19 protein-coding genes are annotated in these 19,134 nt (G+C 34.3%); 12 read left to right on the top strand and 7 right to left on the bottom strand.

Annotated elements, in window-relative coordinates; translation table 11 throughout:
• Positions 1-120: 120 nt before the first annotated feature.
• Complete coding sequence (locus Q0951_RS06630; protein WP_299335624.1) at positions 121-576, bottom strand: hypothetical protein; 456 nt, start codon at positions 574-576, stop codon at positions 121-123.
• A gap of 54 nt (positions 577-630) precedes the next feature.
• Between Q0951_RS06630 and Q0951_RS06625 the strand changes: the two genes are divergently transcribed.
• The 3 genes from Q0951_RS06625 to Q0951_RS06615 are packed head-to-tail and all read left to right on the top strand — an operon-like array spanning position 631 to position 2,956.
• Complete coding sequence (locus tag Q0951_RS06625; protein ID WP_299335622.1) at positions 631-1,122, top strand: GNAT family N-acetyltransferase; 492 nt, start codon at positions 631-633, stop codon at positions 1,120-1,122.
• Positions 1,119-1,985: a peptide chain release factor N(5)-glutamine methyltransferase gene (gene prmC, locus Q0951_RS06620; RefSeq protein ID WP_299335620.1), complete on the top strand. Its 867-nt coding sequence runs from the start codon at positions 1,119-1,121 to the stop codon at positions 1,983-1,985. The genes Q0951_RS06625 and prmC overlap by 4 nt, the downstream gene beginning before the upstream one ends.
• Positions 1,982-2,956 carry a hypothetical protein gene (locus Q0951_RS06615; protein WP_299335618.1) on the top strand — a complete coding sequence of 325 codons (975 nt, stop codon included), beginning with the start codon at positions 1,982-1,984 and terminating at the stop codon, positions 2,954-2,956. Before prmC ends, Q0951_RS06615 begins: the two co-directional genes overlap by 4 nt.
• Here the strand turns inward: Q0951_RS06615 and Q0951_RS06610 are convergent.
• The 3 genes from Q0951_RS06610 to Q0951_RS06600 are packed head-to-tail and all read right to left on the bottom strand — an operon-like array spanning position 2,953 to position 8,393.
• Positions 2,953-5,430 (bottom strand): glycoside hydrolase family 2 protein, encoded by a 2,478-nt coding sequence (locus Q0951_RS06610; protein ID WP_299335616.1) that lies wholly within the window; start codon positions 5,428-5,430, stop codon positions 2,953-2,955. The genes Q0951_RS06615 and Q0951_RS06610 overlap by 4 nt on opposite strands.
• Entirely contained in the window at positions 5,423-6,124 is a 702-nt protein-coding gene (locus Q0951_RS06605; RefSeq protein WP_299335614.1) for a copper homeostasis protein CutC, read from the bottom strand. The genes Q0951_RS06610 and Q0951_RS06605 overlap by 8 nt, the downstream gene beginning before the upstream one ends.
• Before the next feature lies 1 nt (position 6,125).
• Entirely contained in the window at positions 6,126-8,393 is a 2,268-nt protein-coding gene (locus tag Q0951_RS06600; protein ID WP_299335612.1) for a family 20 glycosylhydrolase, read from the bottom strand.
• Between the two features lie 61 nt (positions 8,394-8,454).
• On the opposite strand from Q0951_RS06600, the gene ligA reads away from it, so the two are divergent.
• On the top strand, positions 8,455-10,449 hold the full coding sequence (ligA, locus tag Q0951_RS06595; RefSeq protein WP_299335611.1) for an NAD-dependent DNA ligase LigA: 1,995 nt from the start codon (positions 8,455-8,457) through the stop codon (positions 10,447-10,449).
• Between the two features lie 98 nt (positions 10,450-10,547).
• Positions 10,548-11,285: a hypothetical protein gene (locus tag Q0951_RS06590; protein WP_299335609.1), complete on the top strand. Its 738-nt coding sequence runs from the start codon at positions 10,548-10,550 to the stop codon at positions 11,283-11,285.
• Here the strand turns inward: Q0951_RS06590 and Q0951_RS06585 are convergent.
• Complete coding sequence (locus Q0951_RS06585; RefSeq protein WP_299335607.1) at positions 11,274-11,663, bottom strand: DoxX family membrane protein; 390 nt, start codon at positions 11,661-11,663, stop codon at positions 11,274-11,276. The genes Q0951_RS06590 and Q0951_RS06585 overlap by 12 nt on opposite strands.
• A gap of 149 nt (positions 11,664-11,812) precedes the next feature.
• Here Q0951_RS06585 and Q0951_RS06580 point away from each other — a divergent pair, with 149 nt between their 5' ends.
• Complete coding sequence (locus tag Q0951_RS06580) at positions 11,813-12,589, top strand: hypothetical protein (protein WP_299335605.1); 777 nt, start codon at positions 11,813-11,815, stop codon at positions 12,587-12,589.
• Here Q0951_RS06580 and Q0951_RS06575 read toward each other — a convergent pair whose 3' ends face one another.
• Positions 12,590-13,501 carry a bifunctional UDP-sugar hydrolase/5'-nucleotidase gene (locus Q0951_RS06575; protein ID WP_299335603.1) on the bottom strand — a complete coding sequence of 304 codons (912 nt, stop codon included), beginning with the start codon at positions 13,499-13,501 and terminating at the stop codon, positions 12,590-12,592.
• 4 nt (positions 13,502-13,505) lie between these two features.
• A complete protein-coding gene (locus Q0951_RS06570) occupies positions 13,506-14,264 on the bottom strand; it encodes a 5'-nucleotidase C-terminal domain-containing protein (RefSeq protein ID WP_299335601.1) in 759 nt (252 codons plus the stop codon).
• Between the two features lie 70 nt (positions 14,265-14,334).
• Between Q0951_RS06570 and Q0951_RS06565 the strand changes: the two genes are divergently transcribed.
• The 6 genes from Q0951_RS06565 (at position 14,335) to Q0951_RS06540 (ending at position 19,110) form a co-directional block, all read left to right on the top strand.
• Positions 14,335-14,853, top strand: a complete 519-nt coding sequence (locus Q0951_RS06565) for a hypothetical protein (protein ID WP_299335600.1) — start codon at positions 14,335-14,337, stop codon at positions 14,851-14,853.
• Positions 14,853-15,734 (top strand): 4-hydroxy-tetrahydrodipicolinate synthase, encoded by an 882-nt coding sequence (dapA, locus tag Q0951_RS06560; RefSeq protein WP_299335598.1) that lies wholly within the window; start codon positions 14,853-14,855, stop codon positions 15,732-15,734. The genes Q0951_RS06565 and dapA overlap by 1 nt, the downstream gene beginning before the upstream one ends.
• 119 nt (positions 15,735-15,853) lie before the next feature.
• Positions 15,854-16,669 (top strand): outer membrane protein assembly factor BamD, encoded by an 816-nt coding sequence (locus tag Q0951_RS06555; protein ID WP_299335596.1) that lies wholly within the window; start codon positions 15,854-15,856, stop codon positions 16,667-16,669.
• 12 nt (positions 16,670-16,681) lie between these two features.
• Positions 16,682-17,011, top strand: coding sequence for a DNA-directed RNA polymerase subunit omega (locus Q0951_RS06550; RefSeq protein ID WP_204345439.1), 330 nt, complete (start codon positions 16,682-16,684; stop codon positions 17,009-17,011).
• Between the two features lie 7 nt (positions 17,012-17,018).
• Positions 17,019-18,230, top strand: a complete 1,212-nt coding sequence (coaBC, locus tag Q0951_RS06545) for a bifunctional phosphopantothenoylcysteine decarboxylase/phosphopantothenate--cysteine ligase CoaBC (protein WP_299335594.1) — start codon at positions 17,019-17,021, stop codon at positions 18,228-18,230.
• Positions 18,223-19,110 carry a DUF4835 family protein gene (locus Q0951_RS06540; RefSeq protein ID WP_299335593.1) on the top strand — a complete coding sequence of 296 codons (888 nt, stop codon included), beginning with the start codon at positions 18,223-18,225 and terminating at the stop codon, positions 19,108-19,110. Before coaBC ends, Q0951_RS06540 begins: the two co-directional genes overlap by 8 nt.
• Positions 19,111-19,134 lie beyond the last annotated feature (24 nt).

Below are 19,134 nucleotides of genomic sequence, written 5' to 3'. Positions count from 1 at the left end.
AGCATCTTTAATTGATCTAAAAGCAAAACTTGCTGGTTTATTTATAATTATTGTCTGTCTGGTTTACTTAGTGTCTGACATGGCTTATCAAATAAAAAGGCATTTTTTTGATAACAAAAATTAAAGCTTGATTTTTACAGTCTCCGTTTTATCTACAAGGTAAGTGTGAGAAAACCCAAGCACTTTATATTTTATATCTCCTAAGTACTGCACTTTTAATTTCTGACTAAACAAACTACCAATCAAACCACCAATGCTTTTATTGCTGAACAAACTATCTGTAGGAACATTTGCTTTTAGCGGAATTGAAAACTCTTTCTTTGCAGGTACTTTAAAGCTTTCAGAACTCACGCTTGCCATCTCATTGTCATTGACCAATACTTTGATACCATCAGATTGCAACTCACCTCCAATGTCATTCGGATTTAAAAAATAAGCATCTGCTGTAATGGTCACGTAGGTAGAGGTAGATTCTAAGACTTTGATATTGTCAACCCTAAGGAATTCAGGTTTTTCATTTACCGAGCACCCAATACAAAGCAGTAGTATTGTTGATAATAATATGAATTTTTTCATTTACTTATTTATTAGAATTAACGTACCTTCACGCTACAAAAATACTATAATAAAGTGAGTCAAGATAATATCGTAATTAGAGAAATTCGCCCTGAGGATAATCCACAAATAGAAGCAGTGATCAAAGGGTGTTTTCCTGAATTTAGTATTCCTTTAAAAGGTACTGCCTATGAAGATGCGGAAACGCCTTTTATGTACGAATCTTATCAAGGTGATAAAGAAGTCTATTATGTAGTTGCTAATGATAAAGAAGTTTTTGGAGGAGGAGGTATCAAACAACTCAAAGATTTTGATGGTAATGTTTGTGAGCTTCAAAAAATGTATTTTTCTCCTGAAATAAGAGGAAAGGGTTATGGAAAACTCATGTTTGAAAAATGTTTAAAGGCTGCAAAAGACTTCGGTTTTGAAACCTGTTATCTGGAATCGGCATCTCAACTCAAAGCTGCAATTCATATCTATGAGAGCTACGGATTTGAGCACAGAACGCAACCATTAGGAAATACTGGGCATTATTCTTGTGGTGTTTGGATGACTAAGACGCTATGAGATTAAAAGATATTCTTGATATTTATCATAAAGAGTTAGATGCACTCTACGGAAAAAATGAAGTGGATTCGTTTTTTGATCTTGTTATTGAACATTATTTAAATATCAAGAGAATCCATATTGTGCTTGAGCCTGAATATGTAATTTCTAAAGTCGAAGAACAACCAATTTTTGAAGTCTTAAGCAAGCTAAAATTAGAACAGCCTATTCAGTATATTCTTGGTGAAACCGAGTTTTTCGGTCTTCCTTTTAAAGTGAATCAGCATACCTTGATACCACGACCTGAAACTGAAGAATTAGTCGCATGGATTTTAAATAGTGTGGCTTCAAGTGCAAAAAAGAAGCCTTTAAAAATTATAGATATCGGTACAGGTTCTGGTTGTATTGCCATAGCATTGTCTAAACATTTAAAAACATCTAGTGTGTTTGCTTTAGATGTTTCCGAAGCAACTATTGAAGTGGCTAAACAGAACGCTATTTTGAACAATGTTGAGGTTGAATTTCTCCATGGCGATATTCTTAAAATTGGTGAGTCTCAGCTTGATGTAGAATCTAAATATGACCTTATTGTCTCTAATCCACCATACGTTAGACATCTCGAAAAAATCGAAATACAATCAAATGTACTCGATAACGAACCTCATATAGCCTTGTTTGTTGATGATGATAATCCGTTACAGTTTTATAGAGCTATTTGTGAATTTGCACAAGATAACCTTAAGGAAAATGGTGTGTTATACTTTGAAATCAATGAATATCTCGGAGCGGAAATGGTTGAGCTTCTGGAACATTTTGGTTTTAAGCAGATAGAGCTCAAACAAGATCTATATGGCAAACAACGCATGCTAAAAGGAGTGAAATGAAAACAATAATGTATAGTATTGGTTTGCTTGTTTTGATGTGCAGTTGTTCTGAGCAAAAGGAATTAGCACTAGTTGAAAAGGTTGATGGTTTTAAGGTTTCAGAATGTAGAGATAACTGCAGTATAGATTCGGTAGGTATTAGAAGAAATGAGGTGAAAGATGGCGACTTGTACATTAAGTTTGGCTACTTTCTTAATTGTGCCTGGGAAGATGCTTTTATTAAAGAGGTCGAAGAACGAAATGACACGATGATTATCCATATGGATCGACCACATGATGTTGACACCACTTTGGTAAATAAATCTGTTGATTCCGATTTTGATGGAATAGAAGATGTTGAGATTGTGGCAGTTTATCCCATATATGACTGTGACTGTTTTTTCTTTTTTAACATGATAATAGAGGATGTAGTACAAGCGCCAAAAGTGATTCGTATAGCTCCAGAAGTCGATCGGGATAAATTTTGGGATCAGTCTAAAAAAAATGCACCGAGAATTAAGTCTGTTAAAGGTGTTTATGATTTAAATGAGTCGCCAGTTAAGATCAAAAACCTGGTGTTAAACACACAGTTATTTGATGTGACTTCAGGTGTTACAGATGCTCAGTATTTAGACGACTTTTGTAACTACAAAGACTATCACTTGCAAAGGACATATAACTTGATATCTAAAATTGATTCTGAAACGTTCAGTTACTTAAAAGTTTATGTTAATGATGATCGATTTAAAATGAGTAGGCGACATGCCAGAGAGATTTTTCAGTCCATCGATGTCAATTACAAATACATCAAACTCTGGAATACTTTCAGAGTAGGTATGTCTCTAGACGAATTGATGACTTACATTTCAAGTGAAGAATATCACAACGATACTCGTAAAGTTACAATGTACACATCTCAGTTTACATCTGAATTTTTCCATGATGACAAAATTGTAACTAGAATCAAAGTACAACGCAGGTGTGATAGCTAATTTACAAAATCATTCAAGGTTTTTATCTTCAAGTCTTCCAGAGTGTCTGCAGCAGTTTCAAATGTAATGGTTACAGTCTCATTGGGTGTCAAATCAAAATAATTATCACTAAAATGGCCTTTTTCTTTGGTGTATAAAAACACATTTTTCTGAAGCGTTACACTTTTTAGTGTAATCTGAAATCCATCATCAGATTTGGTTATGGATTGTTCAATAGGTGCTTTTTTGAGCTTTAGATCTTTAGGTTTTGCTAGATAATGAAGAGACCTAGCATCACCAAATCGAGAAATGATCACCACATCTTCTTTATTAAAGTCAAGTGGATTTAAATTTAATTGGTACACTAAATTGTTTTGTGTTCCTGCGTAGACCATTTTTACATCACTCCAAATACTATTACCATTAAAATCGATGATATCTATATACATCGTGTTCGCAATGCCTTCATAGGTGTCATTAATCACATAGGTTTTTAGGATGTCATTCTCAACAACACTAGAGATTAAAACATCCTCAAAACTTTTCTTCGCCTGGTAATGCAGTGCTTTCCAATTTCCGAAGTGATCAATACTAGACCACGACACTGCAGGCCAACAATCATTAAGTTGCCAATAGAGTGTTCCCATATTGTAAGGTTTGGCTCTTCTGTGTGCTTCAATACCTTTAGTGATGCCATAGGCTTGAAGCAACTGACTCACATATACGTAATCTTCGGCATTATCAGGAACTGGGAAATCACGTTTCATATATTCGTCAATAAGCTGAAATCCGCGTACATGTTTTTGATGATTTTTAAAACCTTCTGAAGCAATCTCTATCGAATCACTTTGATTGATATATCTAATGACTTCATAACTTGGAAACGACTGAAAACCAAACTCACTCATAAATCGAGGTACATTCTGTTCTAAGTGTTCAAAAGGGTAAGCATCATGCCAAATCCACCAATCGTGTGCGTCGCCTTCAGTTTTGTATTTCGGATTTCCACGACCATATTTTGGTGAACTTTCCCAATAAGGGGTATCTGTTAGTTTTTTTACTGTCTTTGGCAAAATCGAGTCAAATACTTTTAAATAGTTATTCCAAATCTCTTCTTTTTCTTCTTCACTTCTATCTGCTTGCCAGCCCCAACGATGCCAGCCTTCGGAGTTTTCATTGTTACCACACCACAAGGCGATTGAGGCATGATTGCGTAAGCGTTTAACATTTTGCTCAGCTTCTGCTTTTACATTATTTAAAAAAGCGTCATCTCCAGGATACATGGCACAGGCAAACATAAAATCCTGCCAAATCAAAATGCCCTTTTCATCACATAAGTTGTAGAACACGTCATTTTCATAAATGCCACCTCCCCAAACTCTCAACATGTTCATGTTGGCATCAACAACATCATCCAAGAGTTTTTTATAGTGTGCATTAGTGACTTGGTTTTGCATACTGTTTTGCGGAATGTAGTTGGCACCTTTCATGTAGACAGGAACGTCGTTTACTTTGAAATAAAACGATTCTCCAAGACTATCGTTGTCTGTAATCAATTCTATTGTTCTCAATCCCTTCTTAACTGAAATACTATCGAGGACTTTTTTATCGTCTTTTACAACAACCTTAATGTCATATAAATACGGTTCTCCGAGATTATGTGGCCACCAGCGTTTTGGGTTTTCTATTGTAATTGGTAAAAAGTTGTTGCCATGACGATTGTTGAGATTGATTCTATTTTGAGAGGACTTGTATAATTTTTCATTAACATACACATCATAGGTATATACTGAATCATCAAATTTCTCTAACTGAAGACCAAGATGCGCAAAATTGTCATTCAATTCAAACTGAATAACATGAATATCTTTAATCTTAAATTCATTCCAAGCTTCCAAGGTTATTGGCCGCCATATTCCAGAAGTATTAAGTTTTGGTCCCCAATCCCAACCATATTGAAATTGGGCTTTTCTGGTAAAAATACGATTGCCCTCTGGAAGTTGATAGCTCAATTTAGCTTGCTCTTGTGCTTCGGAAATAGACGTGCGATCAAAAACAATATGAAGTTCATTTTCAGATTTGAGAAGTGTTTTAACATCGACATTAAATTCTCTGAAAGCATTATCGGTTTTTAAAATTAAACTATCATTTAAATACACAGTGGTATAGGTGTCTAAGCCTTCAAAATTGAGTTCGAGATATTCTTTTTCTAAGGTTTTATTGTCAACTAAAAATGTTGTTTTGTATTCCCAATCGGTGTCTGAAATCCATTGTAAACTATCTTCGTTGTTACCAATAAAAGGATGTTGGATTCGCTTGTTATCTAATAGATCTGAGTGCACATTTCCTGGAACAGTGGCAGATTGCCAGACAGAATCATTAACCGCCTTAAATTGCCAATCATTATGAAGTTCAAGTCTTATTGGTACATCATGTTTGGGTTGACAACTCATCAATACTAGCAGACAAATACTAAGAACACAATAGTTATTCATAAATAGCTTTTATAATGGCTTTAATTTCATCGGTTGAAGACACGGTTTGTGGTGTGTTTCCAAAATAGTCTGAAGATTTAGAATTGATTAATTTTGAAGCTGACGCATGGATTTCATTAAAGCCAACATCTTTAAATAGTTTCGCGTTTTCCGAAGACACACCACTTCCAACTAAAATAGTAATTCTATTCTCTGTTTGTACTTTCAAGTCTTTTAGAAAGTGTATGCCATCAATCGCTTTAGGTTGTTGACCAGAGGTTAAAATTCTACTTGCACCTATGTCTATTAATTGTTCGGTAGCTTGTTTCGGATTAGGAACGATATCAAAAGCACGATGGAACGTAAATGGTAATGGCTTAGCTAATTCAATAAGTTCTCGTGTGTGTTCTATATCAATCGTATGATCTGGATTTAAAACACCAGAAACGATGCCATGGCATCCTAAGTTTTTACAGATTTGAATATCTTTTTTAATGATCTCAAGTTCACTTTCCGAATAACAAAAGTTCCCACTTCGTGGTCTAATTAATACAAAGGTTTCAATACTTAATTCTGAAATAACTTGTTTTATGAGTCCGTAACTAGGTGTGATGCCTCCAACCGATAGTTCGCTACAAAGCTCAATACGATGTGCTCCAGCATCCTGAGCATTTTTAGCCGATTGAAAGGAATTAGCGCAGATTTCTAAAAGCATACTAGTTGATTATGATTTCGTCTATAAAGGTCCAAGCTTTATTACCAGCACCTTGTTTGCCATCGGGTATGGTACCGTAGTTAGGAATGATAAATTTAATATATCTTGTTTTTGAAACCAGTTTATATTCAACATTCAAAATCAAGTCTGTGGAGTTTGAATAGTTATATTCAAATTCTTTATCGTCTAAAATAATTATCATTCCCTTTGGTGCATAAATCCATTGTCCATTACCATTATGAAAACGTGTTTCTATTGCATCTATATAAGTTTCCTCACCTAAATCAATAATAATTTCCAAATCTTCTCCCCAAAACCCTAACCATTCTTTGTCGCCATAACGAGAATCACTTCCAGAAATCCCATTAATCAATCCCTCTGGTCCACTACCTGAGTACGATCTGTGCGGTGTTTTGTTAATGGTGATCGTTTTACCCACAGCTTTATGATAGTTAATAGTTTCTGAAAACACGGAGCCTAGTTGGTTTTCAGAATCAAAAACAGCAGCCTTAATGGTCTGACTTCTATTAACAGGGATTGGATCTTTATATATTTCCGAAGTTATGTTTGGTGCGCTACCATCCAATGTATATCTGATAGTTCTATCGTCTATTGTTGTTGAAAGTGCATAAGCTGAGGTATCGTCATCTGAAATAAGTGCTCCAGAAATCTCATACAGATGGTTGGCGTAGTTGATGTCTAAGGCATCTAAACGTGTGTTGAAATGCTCAACGCGTTTGGTGAAATCAGTATAATTTTTAGTTTCATTTTTAGACCAAACCACTTCACTCATGGCGAGCATTCTGGGAAATGCCATATATTCAACTTGAGTTTCTGTAGGTATGTATTCGGTCCATATATTGCCTTGAGCACCCAAAATGTATTGAGCTTCGTCCTTGTTTAATTCTTCAGGAATTGGATTGAAACTGTATACCTTTTCCAAAGGTAGAAATCCGCCAATAGCTGTTGGTTCATTTGGGTTTGTCGATTGGTAATAATCAAAATAACAATGTGAGGTTGGTGTCATAACCACATGGTGCTTTTGCTTGGCAGCCTCAATGGCACCTTTTGTCCCTCGCCACGACATCACAGTAGCATTTGGTGCTAATCCGCCTTCCAGAATTTCGTCCCAGCCAATGATTTGCTTGCCTTTAGAATTGAGATAGGTTTCAACACGCGTAATGAAATAATTTTGAAGTTCGTGCTCATCTTTTAAGCCTTCAGTTTTTATTCTACTCTGACATTGATTACAGGTTTTCCATTTCGTTTTTGGAGCTTCATCGCCACCAATATGAATGTATTCACTTGGGAACAATGCGACTACTTCGTCTAAAACATTTTCAAGAAATTCAAAAGTTTCATCTTTGGAACAATAGATATGCTCAAAAACACCCCATTTTGTTGCAACCTCTACTTGTTCTCCTGTGCAACCTAAATTAGGATAAGCAGCAATTGCAGCTTGTGCATGTCCAGGGAGTTCAATTTCAGGGATTACAGTGACATGGCGACTTTCAGCATAGGCTACAATTGCTTTAACCTGCTCTTGTGTGTAAAATCCACCGTAACGTTTCCCATCAAATTGATGAGGTTGATCACTGTAATGTCCAATAAGAGTTTCTTCTCTGAAAGCTGCTATCTCCTGAAGTTTTGGATATGTCTTGATTTCTATACGCCAGCCTTGGTCTTCAGTTAAGTGCCAATGAAAGGTATTCATTTTTAACATCGCTAATGCATCAATGTATTTTTTAATAAAATCAACAGAGAACATGTGACGACCAACATCTAAGTGCATGCCTCGATATTGAAATTGTGGTGCATCGGTAATTGTCATACATTGAATGCTTATTTTTTCTTCGGAAATTGTATGGTTTTCAAATTCAGTTGGCAATACTTGACGTAAGGTTTGAACAGCGTAAAAAGCACCACGATCGGTTTTGGCTTTGATTATAATTTGATAAGGCTGAATATCTAAAGTGTAGCCTTCTTGATGTTTAATAGTGTCATCCATTATAAACTGGATGTCATTGGTGTCTTTTAATTCAATAGTACTTCCGTTTTCAATAAAATTTTTGAGGAATTCTCCAGAGATTTTAAATGGATCTTCATAAGTTATTCCTACATCGTTGTTTAAAACAAAATACCCTTTATTAATAGTTAGTTCTGCTGGTGCTGGAATAATTTGCGGAGTTTCAGGGATATACTCTTCAGATTTACAACTGAATAAAAAGCTGATAAAAACACAGAGGGCTACAATTTTTTTGAATGACATTTTAGTATATTAGTGTGCTTTAAATATAAGGTAAAAAGATAACTTTTTCACGATCATTTTAATGAGTATAGAACAGAAAATTCAAAGTCTTCGCGACGAACTACGAGAGCATAATTACAATTATTATATATTAGATAATCCCACCATTAGTGATTATGAGTTTGATATGAAACTCAAAGAGCTTCAGGATTTAGAAGCAAAGTATCCAGAGTTTTATGATGCCAATTCCCCTAGCTTGCGGGTTGGAGGAGAGGTAACCAAAAATTTTAAAACGGTTGTGCATGAACATCGAATGTATTCTTTGGATAATTCGTATTCTAAAGAAGACTTATTAGATTGGGAAAAGCGCATAAAAAAAATGATTGACGGAGACGTTAGTTATACTTGTGAGTTAAAGTACGATGGCGCCTCCATTAGCTTAACTTATGAAAACGGACAACTTTTAAGAGCAGTGACCAGAGGAGACGGCACTCAGGGAGACGATGTAACTGCAAACATAAAAACCATAAAAACGGTACCATTACAATTGAAAGGCGATTTTCCGCAGAAATTCGATATCAGAGGAGAGATCGTATTGCCATTTGAAGGTTTTAATAAGATGAATGAGGAGCGTGTGGAAGCAGGAGAAGAGCCTTACCGAAATCCGAGAAACACAGCCTCAGGAAGTTTGAAGTTACAAGATAGTGCCGAAGTAGCGAAACGTCCCTTAGAATGCTTATTGTATAGTATAAAAGGAAGAAAATTAGGGTTTTCGACACAGTTTGAAAGTTTGGAAAAAGCGAGGCAAATGGGTTTTAAAGTCCCTGAAGCTGCAAAATTAGCAACTTCAGTTGATGAGGTTTTAGAGTTTATAAGGTATTGGGATACGCATCGTCATGATTTACCTTATGAAACTGATGGCGTTGTGGTTAAGGTTAATAATTTACAACAACAAGAAGAGTTAGGCTATACAGCCAAAGCGCCTCGTTGGGCAATGGCTTATAAATTTAAAGCAGAGCAAGTCTCAACACGCCTCAATGAAATTACCTATCAGGTTGGTAGAACAGGAGCTATTACGCCTGTTGCTAATTTAGAACCAGTGGAATTAGCTGGTACCACAGTAAAACGAGCGTCATTGCATAATGCCGATCAAATAGAAAAATTGGATATACGTGAAGGAGACGAGGTGTATGTAGAGAAAGGCGGAGAGATCATTCCGAAGATTATTGCTGTAGACTTAAGTAAACGTCCTGCTCATTCGGTTCCTACTATTTATATAACTCATTGTCCTGAGTGTCAAACCAAATTGGTAAGACAAGAAGGTGATGCCAAACATTATTGTCCGAATTATAACGGTTGTAATCCACAAATTATTGGTCGTATTCAACATTTCATTTCAAGAAAGGCAATGGATATAGATGGTTTAGGAGGAGAGACTGTTGCGCTTCTTGTAAATGCAGGATTGATCACAACCTACGCAGATCTCTATACCTTAACAAGGGAAGATGTATTGCCTTTAGAGCGTATGGCAGAGAAAAGTGCAGATAACCTGTTGAGTGGTATTGAAGCATCAAAACAAATTCCTTTTGAGCGTGTACTTTTTGCTTTAGGAATTCGCTATGTAGGAGAGACGGTTGCTAAAAAACTAGCTAAACATTATAAAACTATTGATGCTTTGGCTGAGGCTTCAGTTGAAGACTTAATATCTGTTGATGAAATTGGCGATAGAATTGCTGAAAGTGTTATAGAATTCTTTTCTTCGGAAGCGAATAGACATATTATTGACAAATTAAAAACTCACGGATTACAATTAGAATTATCTGCCGAGACATTGGCTAATCAAACAGAAAAGCTAAAAGGGTTGTCAATTGTTGTCTCAGGTGTTTTTGAAACCGTATCTAGGACTGAACTTAAGAAACTCATTGAAGATAATGGTGCAAAAGTCTCATCCTCAATCTCTTCAAAAACAAATTATCTGGTAGCAGGTGCTAATATGGGACCAAGTAAGCGAGCAAAGGCAGAAACATTGGGAGTTTCTATAATTTCAGAAACTGATTTCTTGAATTTATTGAGTTAATTTTCTTACAAATTGTTAAATTTCATCGATTAAATGCATTTTTATTCGTTTACATGTATTTTTTACATATATTTGTTACGCTATTAATGAACAAATTTATGCATGTAAGTAAAATTTTAGGGATTATACTTATACTATTAAGTATACTTTTTTTGGGTTTACAGTCTCAAGTATTAGAGATTGAAGCCTCTGGTGTCAAGTCTTTGGCTATGATTTTGCTGACTTTACTTTACATATTAAAAGTGAAGAAGAAGCATATGCTTTTTTTACTCTTTTTGATATTTTTTACAGTAGCAGAAATCTTCAACTATGTTACATGGGTTAGAGATTTTGAAATGGATGAAGGTACAGACTACTTGTATTATGTTGGGAATGCTCTTTATATACTGTCGTACACGTTTTTAATTGCCAGAATTTTTGTTGGTACTAATATGATAAAAGCAATCAGTAAATTTCCAATGCAAACATTATTATTAGTTGTTTTAGGTGTTTTTGTTGTCTATTTAGTTACCGATACTACTAAATCTGAATTAGATAATTCTCAATATACACTAGAGTTTAGTTATAATGCAGTGATTGTGTTTTTAATGTGTTCAGCATTAGTAAACTATATGTTTAAGGATAATAAGAAATCTATGAATTTACTCATAGGATCTATCTGTATTGTGTTTTCTGAAATATTACAACTCGCTTATTTTTACATAGCAGATTCCAATATCTTGAATCTTCTTTGCTCTATGTTTTTAGTAGCTGCGTTTGTGTTCTTTTACCTTCAATCGAGGTTAGAAAACGAAGTTACAATGTCTTATGCGCAACAGCATAATTTAAAAGTTTAATCGTTTTCCTAAAATTGGAATATCCTTTCTGTATAAGTAAAGTATGATCAATGCCATGAGGAAAGTAATTATGGCTGTATAGAATAAAACACCTCCATCGCCTTTGATCTCTATTCCTAATTGTGTTAAATGCATTATTATTGCTCCACCAATCACTCCTATAGTTATTGTAGCGCCAGCCCATGCTGTTTTTTTGAAAAGTAATAAGATACCTGCAATAAGCTCAACTATACCAATACCAATCCTTCCAAAAGGTTCAAGTCCAACTTTGGTAAAAATATAGATGCTAACTTCGTTTCCGGTAAATTTAAACCTTAGAGTCTGAATTAAAATAACGGCTACGGCAATTCTTAAAATAAGTGGAAAATATGTTTTCATAATACGGTTTCTATTGTTTATTAGACGGTTACAAAATCAAAACCTACCGACAAGTGCTTAAAAAGAATAAAAAATCGATAAAACGTATGATTATCACGTTGAAATACATATTTTTTACTATATTTGTCCTACCCATTTAAAAATCTACCATGCGAAAAGAGAAAAAAATAAGCCCAAATATGGGATTAGTTCTCGTTTTATTTGTGTTATTAGTATGTACTTCTGTAGCCACATACTTTGACTTCATAGTAATATCAAAGATTGCAAAACTTATTACAGTTACAATACTATTGACTTTCTACTTTTGTCAATTGAATAAGATGGCTAATGTGTTTTTAACCATATTTCTTGTATTTTTTGCTGGTGATGCTTTCTCTGTTTTTGATTTCGGAGATATTTCCTCTAAGTTGTCTAAATCAATGTATGTAGGAGCTTATTTATTGCTGATTTTTGTTCTGATTGGAAAGTTGAAAAAAGTCAAATTTGAAGGTCTAGTGTCTGTTTATCTTATTTTGGTGTTACTATTAAACTCCTATTTCTTGTATGCTCTTTATGGTGTAGCCAAAGATAATTTTGTTGATGACATCAATCTAATATTGTACATATGCCATGGTATCACACTTATAGCGATGACTTATTTTGCATTTGCAGTATATTTAAGTAGAGAGACTGCGCAATCTATAACCTTTTTATTAATGGTGTTTTGTTTTGTGTTTTCGGATGTATTAAATTATATCTGTGCACTTTACGTGTATTTCTGGATATTTGAAGTCTTTGAAGGCATTCTTCACACCACAGGATTATTCTTGTTATATAAGTATGTGTATGATCATCACACACTAAGAAATAGCAACAAACGAATCAATTTCTCAGAATATTTTATTCCAACAACTGAAACCCTTCGGCAGATTAGAGTGAATTTGTAATTAGACTACAATTGAAGTTCCGTTTGCAGATTTATTCTTATTGGAATCGAAGTAAAAATCTATTTTTCCGAGGTTAATTCCGTAGCAACCCACTTGATTAACCAACATGTTTTTACCTTCCATATTTTTGACCACAGTTGGTTTATCTAAGAAAGTATGTGTGTGACCACCAATGATCAAATCGATATCTTTAGTCGTTTTAGCTAACTTTAAATCGCATATTCTATCTGGAATATTTCTATAATTATATCCTAAATGAGATAAGCAGATCACGAGATCACATTTTTTATCTTCTTTAAGAATTCGAGTCATTTCCTGAGAGGTTTCTGTAGGGTCTATGTATACCGTTTCCTTATACATTTTTTTGTCAACTAATCCTTCAAGCATGATTCCTAATCCGAAAATTCCAATTTTAATTCCGTCTTTAACAATAATACGATACGGTTTTACATGGGTATCCATTATGGTATTAGAGAAATCGTAATTAGCAGAAACAAAATCAAAATCGGCATGTGGTAATTGAGCGTAGAGTCCGTCAATACCATTATCAAAATCGTGATTTCCTATAGTAGCTACATCATATTTGAGCATACTCATGAGCTTAAACTCTAATTCACCTCCATAATAGTTGAAATAGGGAGTACCTTGAAAAATGTCTCCTGCATCCAGTAGTAAAGTGTTAGGATTGTCTTTTCTTATTGCTTCAATCAAAGTAGCGCGTCTAGCAACTCCACCTTGATTAGGGTTTCTTCCATCGTCAGGTCCAAACGCATCAATATGGCTGTGGACATCATTAGTATGTAAGATTGTAATTTTCTTTGTCGCAGAAGTAAACGAGGTCAGTCCCATACCTCCAAGACCGATCAATGCCGAAGCAGCAGCAGTTTGTTGTATAAATTCTCTTCTCTTCATGTTTCTAGTTTTTTAGCTGAATAAATCGGTTGTCTCTAACTGGGCTTAACGTGTCAATTTTTGTGAAATAATCGATCAGTACGTTTCTGATCTTATAATCCAATACTTGTACACCTTGGTTAGTTTGAAAGAAATTCATTCGATCACCTCCATTGTATAAGTAATCATTAGTAGCAACATTATAGGTTTTGTCAAAATCTAACGGTTGGCCGTTGAGTCCAGCTGATTTAAAGCGACCTTCTGCATCTAAAACAATATTTAATTTTGAGATCGGATGTGCACGTTTAGCATTGACTAAGTAATCGATTAGTTCTTTGACCTGAGCACCTTTTAATTTCACCACAACTACCGAGTTTTCAAAAGGCATTACTTCATAAGCAGTTCTTATAGTTACATTTCCTTTGGAAATTATGGCTCTAATACCACCATGATTGAGGAGAACAAAATCAATATCATCTCCAGTTCTTGTTTTAAAAATCGGATTAGACTCCTCATATACAGCATCTGCCATCATATTACCAATAGCTGTGTTATAATTGCCATCTCGTTTGGAGTACGTGTCTACTGCATAAGCTAAAACACTATCTAAATTTTTATTAACATGTGCTCTGTAAGGTTTTATAAAGTCTTCAATTTGCTGACTTAACTCTAGACTATCTGAGATATTTATTTGTTTGCCTTCAATTTTAGTGTTGTAAAATGTCTTAGTACATGCACTAAATGTGACGATGCAAAAAAGAAGGAATATATGTTTATAATTCATGGATTTATTATGATATGTTTTGGAATTCGTACTATGCTTTTTTCTACATTTGTACAAAGCATAAATATAAATGATTTTAAAGGCATTTAAAGAAAAATCAAACCAAAAATACATCAACAAATTGTTAAATGCTCGTCGTGTTGCCGTTAGTAACACTAAAATGAATACAGTTGGTGTAATTTTAAATATTAGTGAGTTTTCTGATTTTGAGGCTTTCAGAGCTTATTTTAAAAGTCTGGGTGTTCAGCAAGCTAAAGTAAAAATCATTGCTTTTGTAGAAGATCCAAAAGATTCTAATGTGCTTTGGGATACCTATTTTAATCCAAAAGATTTTGGATGGAAAGGTAAGATAAATAATATCGACTTACAGAGCTTTATTGATACAAAGTATGACGTATTGATTAGTTTTTACAAAACACATCATTTGGAGCTCGATTTAATTACAGCGTCATCAAAGGCTAATTTTAAAGTGGGTTTGAACAATGAAGACCAAAGGCTTTACGATCTTATTATAAATGTGAAACCCAAGGAATTTTCAATTTTTAAAGAAGAATTAAAAAAATATTTAACAGTTTTAAATAAATTATAATGACTAAATTTCATGGTACAGGTGTAGCTATAATTACACCTTTTAAAGCAGATCTTAGTGTAGATCATGACGCACTTACTAATCTGGTAAACTACAATATAGAAAATGGAACAAATTACATTGTTATCAGTGGAACTACTGGTGAGAGTGTAACCATTACCAAACATGAAAAACAGGAGATTATAAAGACTATCATTGCAGCTAATAACGGTAGAGTACCACTAGTGCTTGGTATTGGAGGTAATAATACCACTCAGGTTATAGATGAAATCAAAGCCACAGATTTAAGTAAGATAGATGCATTGTTATCAGTGTCTCCTTACTACAGTAAGCCAACTCAGGAAGGTATTTATCAGCATTTTAAGGCCATTTCAGAAGTGTCACCAGTAGATATAATCTTGTATAATGTTCCAGGTCGTACATCATCAAATATGTTACCTGAAACAACATTGCGTTTGGCAAGAGATTTTAAGAACATTATTGCTGTAAAAGAAGCAGGAAACAATGTGCATCAATATTTAAAACTTTTGAGAGATAAACCAGACGATTTTTTAGTGATTTCAGGAGATGACGATCTAGTGTTAGGTGTAGTTCTGGCAGGTGGAGCAGGAGTGATTTCAGTATTAGGTCAGGCTTTGCCAAAACAGTTTACAACAATGATCAATTTAGGATTAGAAGGAAAAGCGAAAGAAGCCTATGATATTCATTTCAAATTAATGGATATGACATCACTTATATTTTCTGAAAATAATCCTGCAGGTATTAAGGCGCTTTTAGAAGTTTTAGGACTTTCAAAATCAACTGTAAGATTACCTTTAGTGGAAGCAACACCAACATTGAAACAAAGCCTGAAGTCAGCACTTGATACTATAGAATCTTAGATTAAAAGTTAAATATTACTTAAACATAATAGGAGCCTAATTTCATCCGTTATTTTAGCGTATAATTTAGTTTTTATAATACGTTATAAATACGTACTTTTGCAACCTGTTTTTTATTTATGAAGAAAATATTTTATCTATTAGCAATTCTTGTGGTATTCACCTCTTGTGGCGAATTTCAGCAGGCACTAAAGTCTGAAGATGTCAAAACCAAGTTCGATTTGGGTACCAAGTTGTTTGAAGCTGGTAAATGGTCTAAAGCCAATAGGTTATTTGCCCAAATAGTACCAAACTATGCTGGAAAGCCTCAGGCAGAGAAGTTGATGTATATGTATTCTATGACCTTCTATGAGATGAAAGATCATCTTACAGCAGCTTACCAACTAGGACGTTTTGAGCAAAGATATCCTAATAGCGAGAAAGTTGAAGAGGCTTCATTTTTAGCTGCTAAAAGTTATTATAAAGTATCACCTGTTTACAGTAAAGAACAACAAGAAACCGTTGAAGCTTTAGAAAAACTTCAATTGTTTGTCAACAAATATCCTAATTCTGAATATTTACCTCAAGCTAATGAGTTGATTAAAGAATTAGATTATAAATTAGAAAAGAAAGCGTTCGAAATTGCCAAGCAGTATAATAAAATTGCTTACTTTGAATCGTCAGATTACGAAGCTGCAATAAAAGCTTTCGATAATTTTTTAGCAGACTTCCCTGGGACGAGTTTTAGAGAAGAAGCTATGTTCTATAGATTAGATTCTGCTTATAAATTGGCCATAAATAGTGTTAAGGCTAAACAGCAAAAACGATTAGACATAGGAATTAATTATTACAATAGTTTTAAAAAGTTTTATCCTGATTCTGAATTCATGAAAGAAGCCAACAAGATGGACGAAGAAATGAAAACAGCATTAGAACAATACAATACAAAAAGTTAATTTATACATACAATGGATTTAAAAAAGACCAATGCTCCTGTAACAACAGAAACGTATGATAGAAATATCATTGACGCTCCAACAGATAATATCTATGAAGCTATTTCTGTAATTTCTAAAAGAGCAGAACAAATTAATACAGATATCAGACGTGAGTTGGTTGATAAACTTGAAGAGTTTGCAACTTACAATGATAGTCTTGAAGAGATCTTTGAAAACAAAGAGCAAATCGAAGTGTCTAAGTTCTATGAAAAATTGCCAAAGCCACATGCTTTAGCTGTTCAGGAATGGTTAGACGATAAGATCTATTACAGAAACACTGACGACGACGTTCAGGAATAACATAAGCATGTCTATACTAAGTGGCAAGAACATACTATTAGGCATAACTGCTGGTATTGCTGCTTACAAGACAGCTAGCCTGGTAAGGCTATTTATAAAAGCAGGTGCTAACGTAAAGGTCGTTATGACACCTGCTTCTAAAGACTTCATTACACCTTTAACCCTTTCAACATTATCTAAAAATCCTGTTTTTTCTTCGTTCACCAATGAAGAAGATGATAATGCTATGTGGAATAATCATGTTGAGCTTGGTCTTTGGGCAGATCTTTTTATTATTGCGCCAGTTACAGCGAATACCATGTCTAAAATGGCAAATGGCACCTGTGATAATTTATTACTAGCCACCTATTTGTCTGCAAAATGTCCAGTATATTTTGCGCCAGCAATGGATTTGGATATGTATAAGCACGAGTCTACTCTTAACTCTTTTGATAAGTTGACCTCCTTCGGAAATATCATGATTCCTGCCACATCTGGTGAATTGGCTAGTGGTCTGGTAGGTGAAGGTCGTATGGCTGAGCCCGAAGATATTGTAAGGTTCATTGAAAATGATATCCTTGGAAAATTACCTCTAAGAGGAAAAAAAGTTTTACTCACTGCTGGTCCTACTTATGAAGCTATTGATCCAGTTAGATTTATAGGAAATCACTCGAGTGGTAAAATGGGGTTTGAAATAGCTAAAGTGGCTGCAAGCCTAGGAGCTGAGGTGATTCTGGTTTCTGGACCCTCTCAGCAAACAGTATCACATAGTCTCATAGACGTTAAAAGAGTTACAAGTGCTCAGGATATGTATGATGAGGTTCATAAGCACTACGATAATTGTGATGTTGCTATACTATCAGCAGCAGTTGCAGATTACCGACCAAAAAATGTTGCAGATAAAAAAATAAAAAAGACAGCTTCAACGTTTAATATTGAGTTAGAAAAAACAAAAGATATTTTAAAATCCTTAGGAGCAATCAAAAAAAATCAATTTCTGGTCGGATTTGCATTAGAGACCAATAATGAATTAGAACATGCTAAAGGAAAGTTGAAATCGAAGAATCTTGATCTTATCGTATTGAATTCTTTAAACGATAAAGGAGCAGGTTTTGGTGGTTCAACAAATAAAGTTACTTTTATAACAGCATCAAATGAAATCATTGAGCATGAGTTAAAATCTAAAACTGAAGTAGCTCAAGATCTTATGCAACAAATATTAAAACAAACACATGCGTAATTATATATACATTCTCTTAGTATTCATAACATTTGGTAGTTGGGCTCAGGAGCTTAATTGTAATGTTGTTGTAAATGCTCAACTTACAGGTAATGAAAATGTTCAGGTTTTTAAAACCTTGGAGCGACAACTTACTGAGTTTGTCAATAATACGCAATGGACAAACAAGACATACAAGTCTCAGGAACGCATTGATTGTGGTATGATCATCACAATAACCAATTATGATAACGATGTGTTTTCAGGATCATTACAAATTCAGAGTACCAGACCGATATATGGTTCTACATATGCTACGCCGATCTATAATTTTAATGATAAGGACTTTAACTTTCAATATTTAGAATTTCAGAATTTTATATATAATCCAAATCAGTTTGAGTCTAATTTAGTGTCTGTTATTACCTTTCATATCTATATGATGCTTGGACTAGATGCCGATTCGTTTGCACCTCAAGGCGGACAAGAATATTTGAAGCAGGCACAAACTATTTTAAATTATTCTCAACAAAATAATTCTAAAGGTTGGAAATTAGAAGATGGACAACAAACGCGTTTTGTGTTAATTGACAATATTTTATCTCCTACATTTAAGGAGTTTAGAGAGGCCATGTACAACTATCATCTTAACGGGTTAGATCAAATGTCAGCAGATGCCAGAAAAGGAAAACAAGGAGTTTTGGATGCTGTAGAATCCTTGAAAGCCATGAATAGTAGACGTCCAAATTCATTTTTACTTCGTGTCTTTTTTGATGCTAAATCTGAAGAGATTCAGCAAGTGTTTTCGGGTGGGCCTAATGTAAAAGTAGCTGACTTGATCTCTACCTTAACCCGAATTGCACCAATGCATGCCGATAAATGGCGTAAAATAAAATTCTAAACTTCTATTAGTTTAAAGTTAATT

Origin of the sequence: uncultured Psychroserpens sp. (genome assembly GCF_947501425.1) — a bacterium.
GTDB lineage: Bacteria > Bacteroidota > Bacteroidia > Flavobacteriales > Flavobacteriaceae > Psychroserpens.
This window is presented reverse-complemented; position numbering and strand designations above follow the sequence as displayed.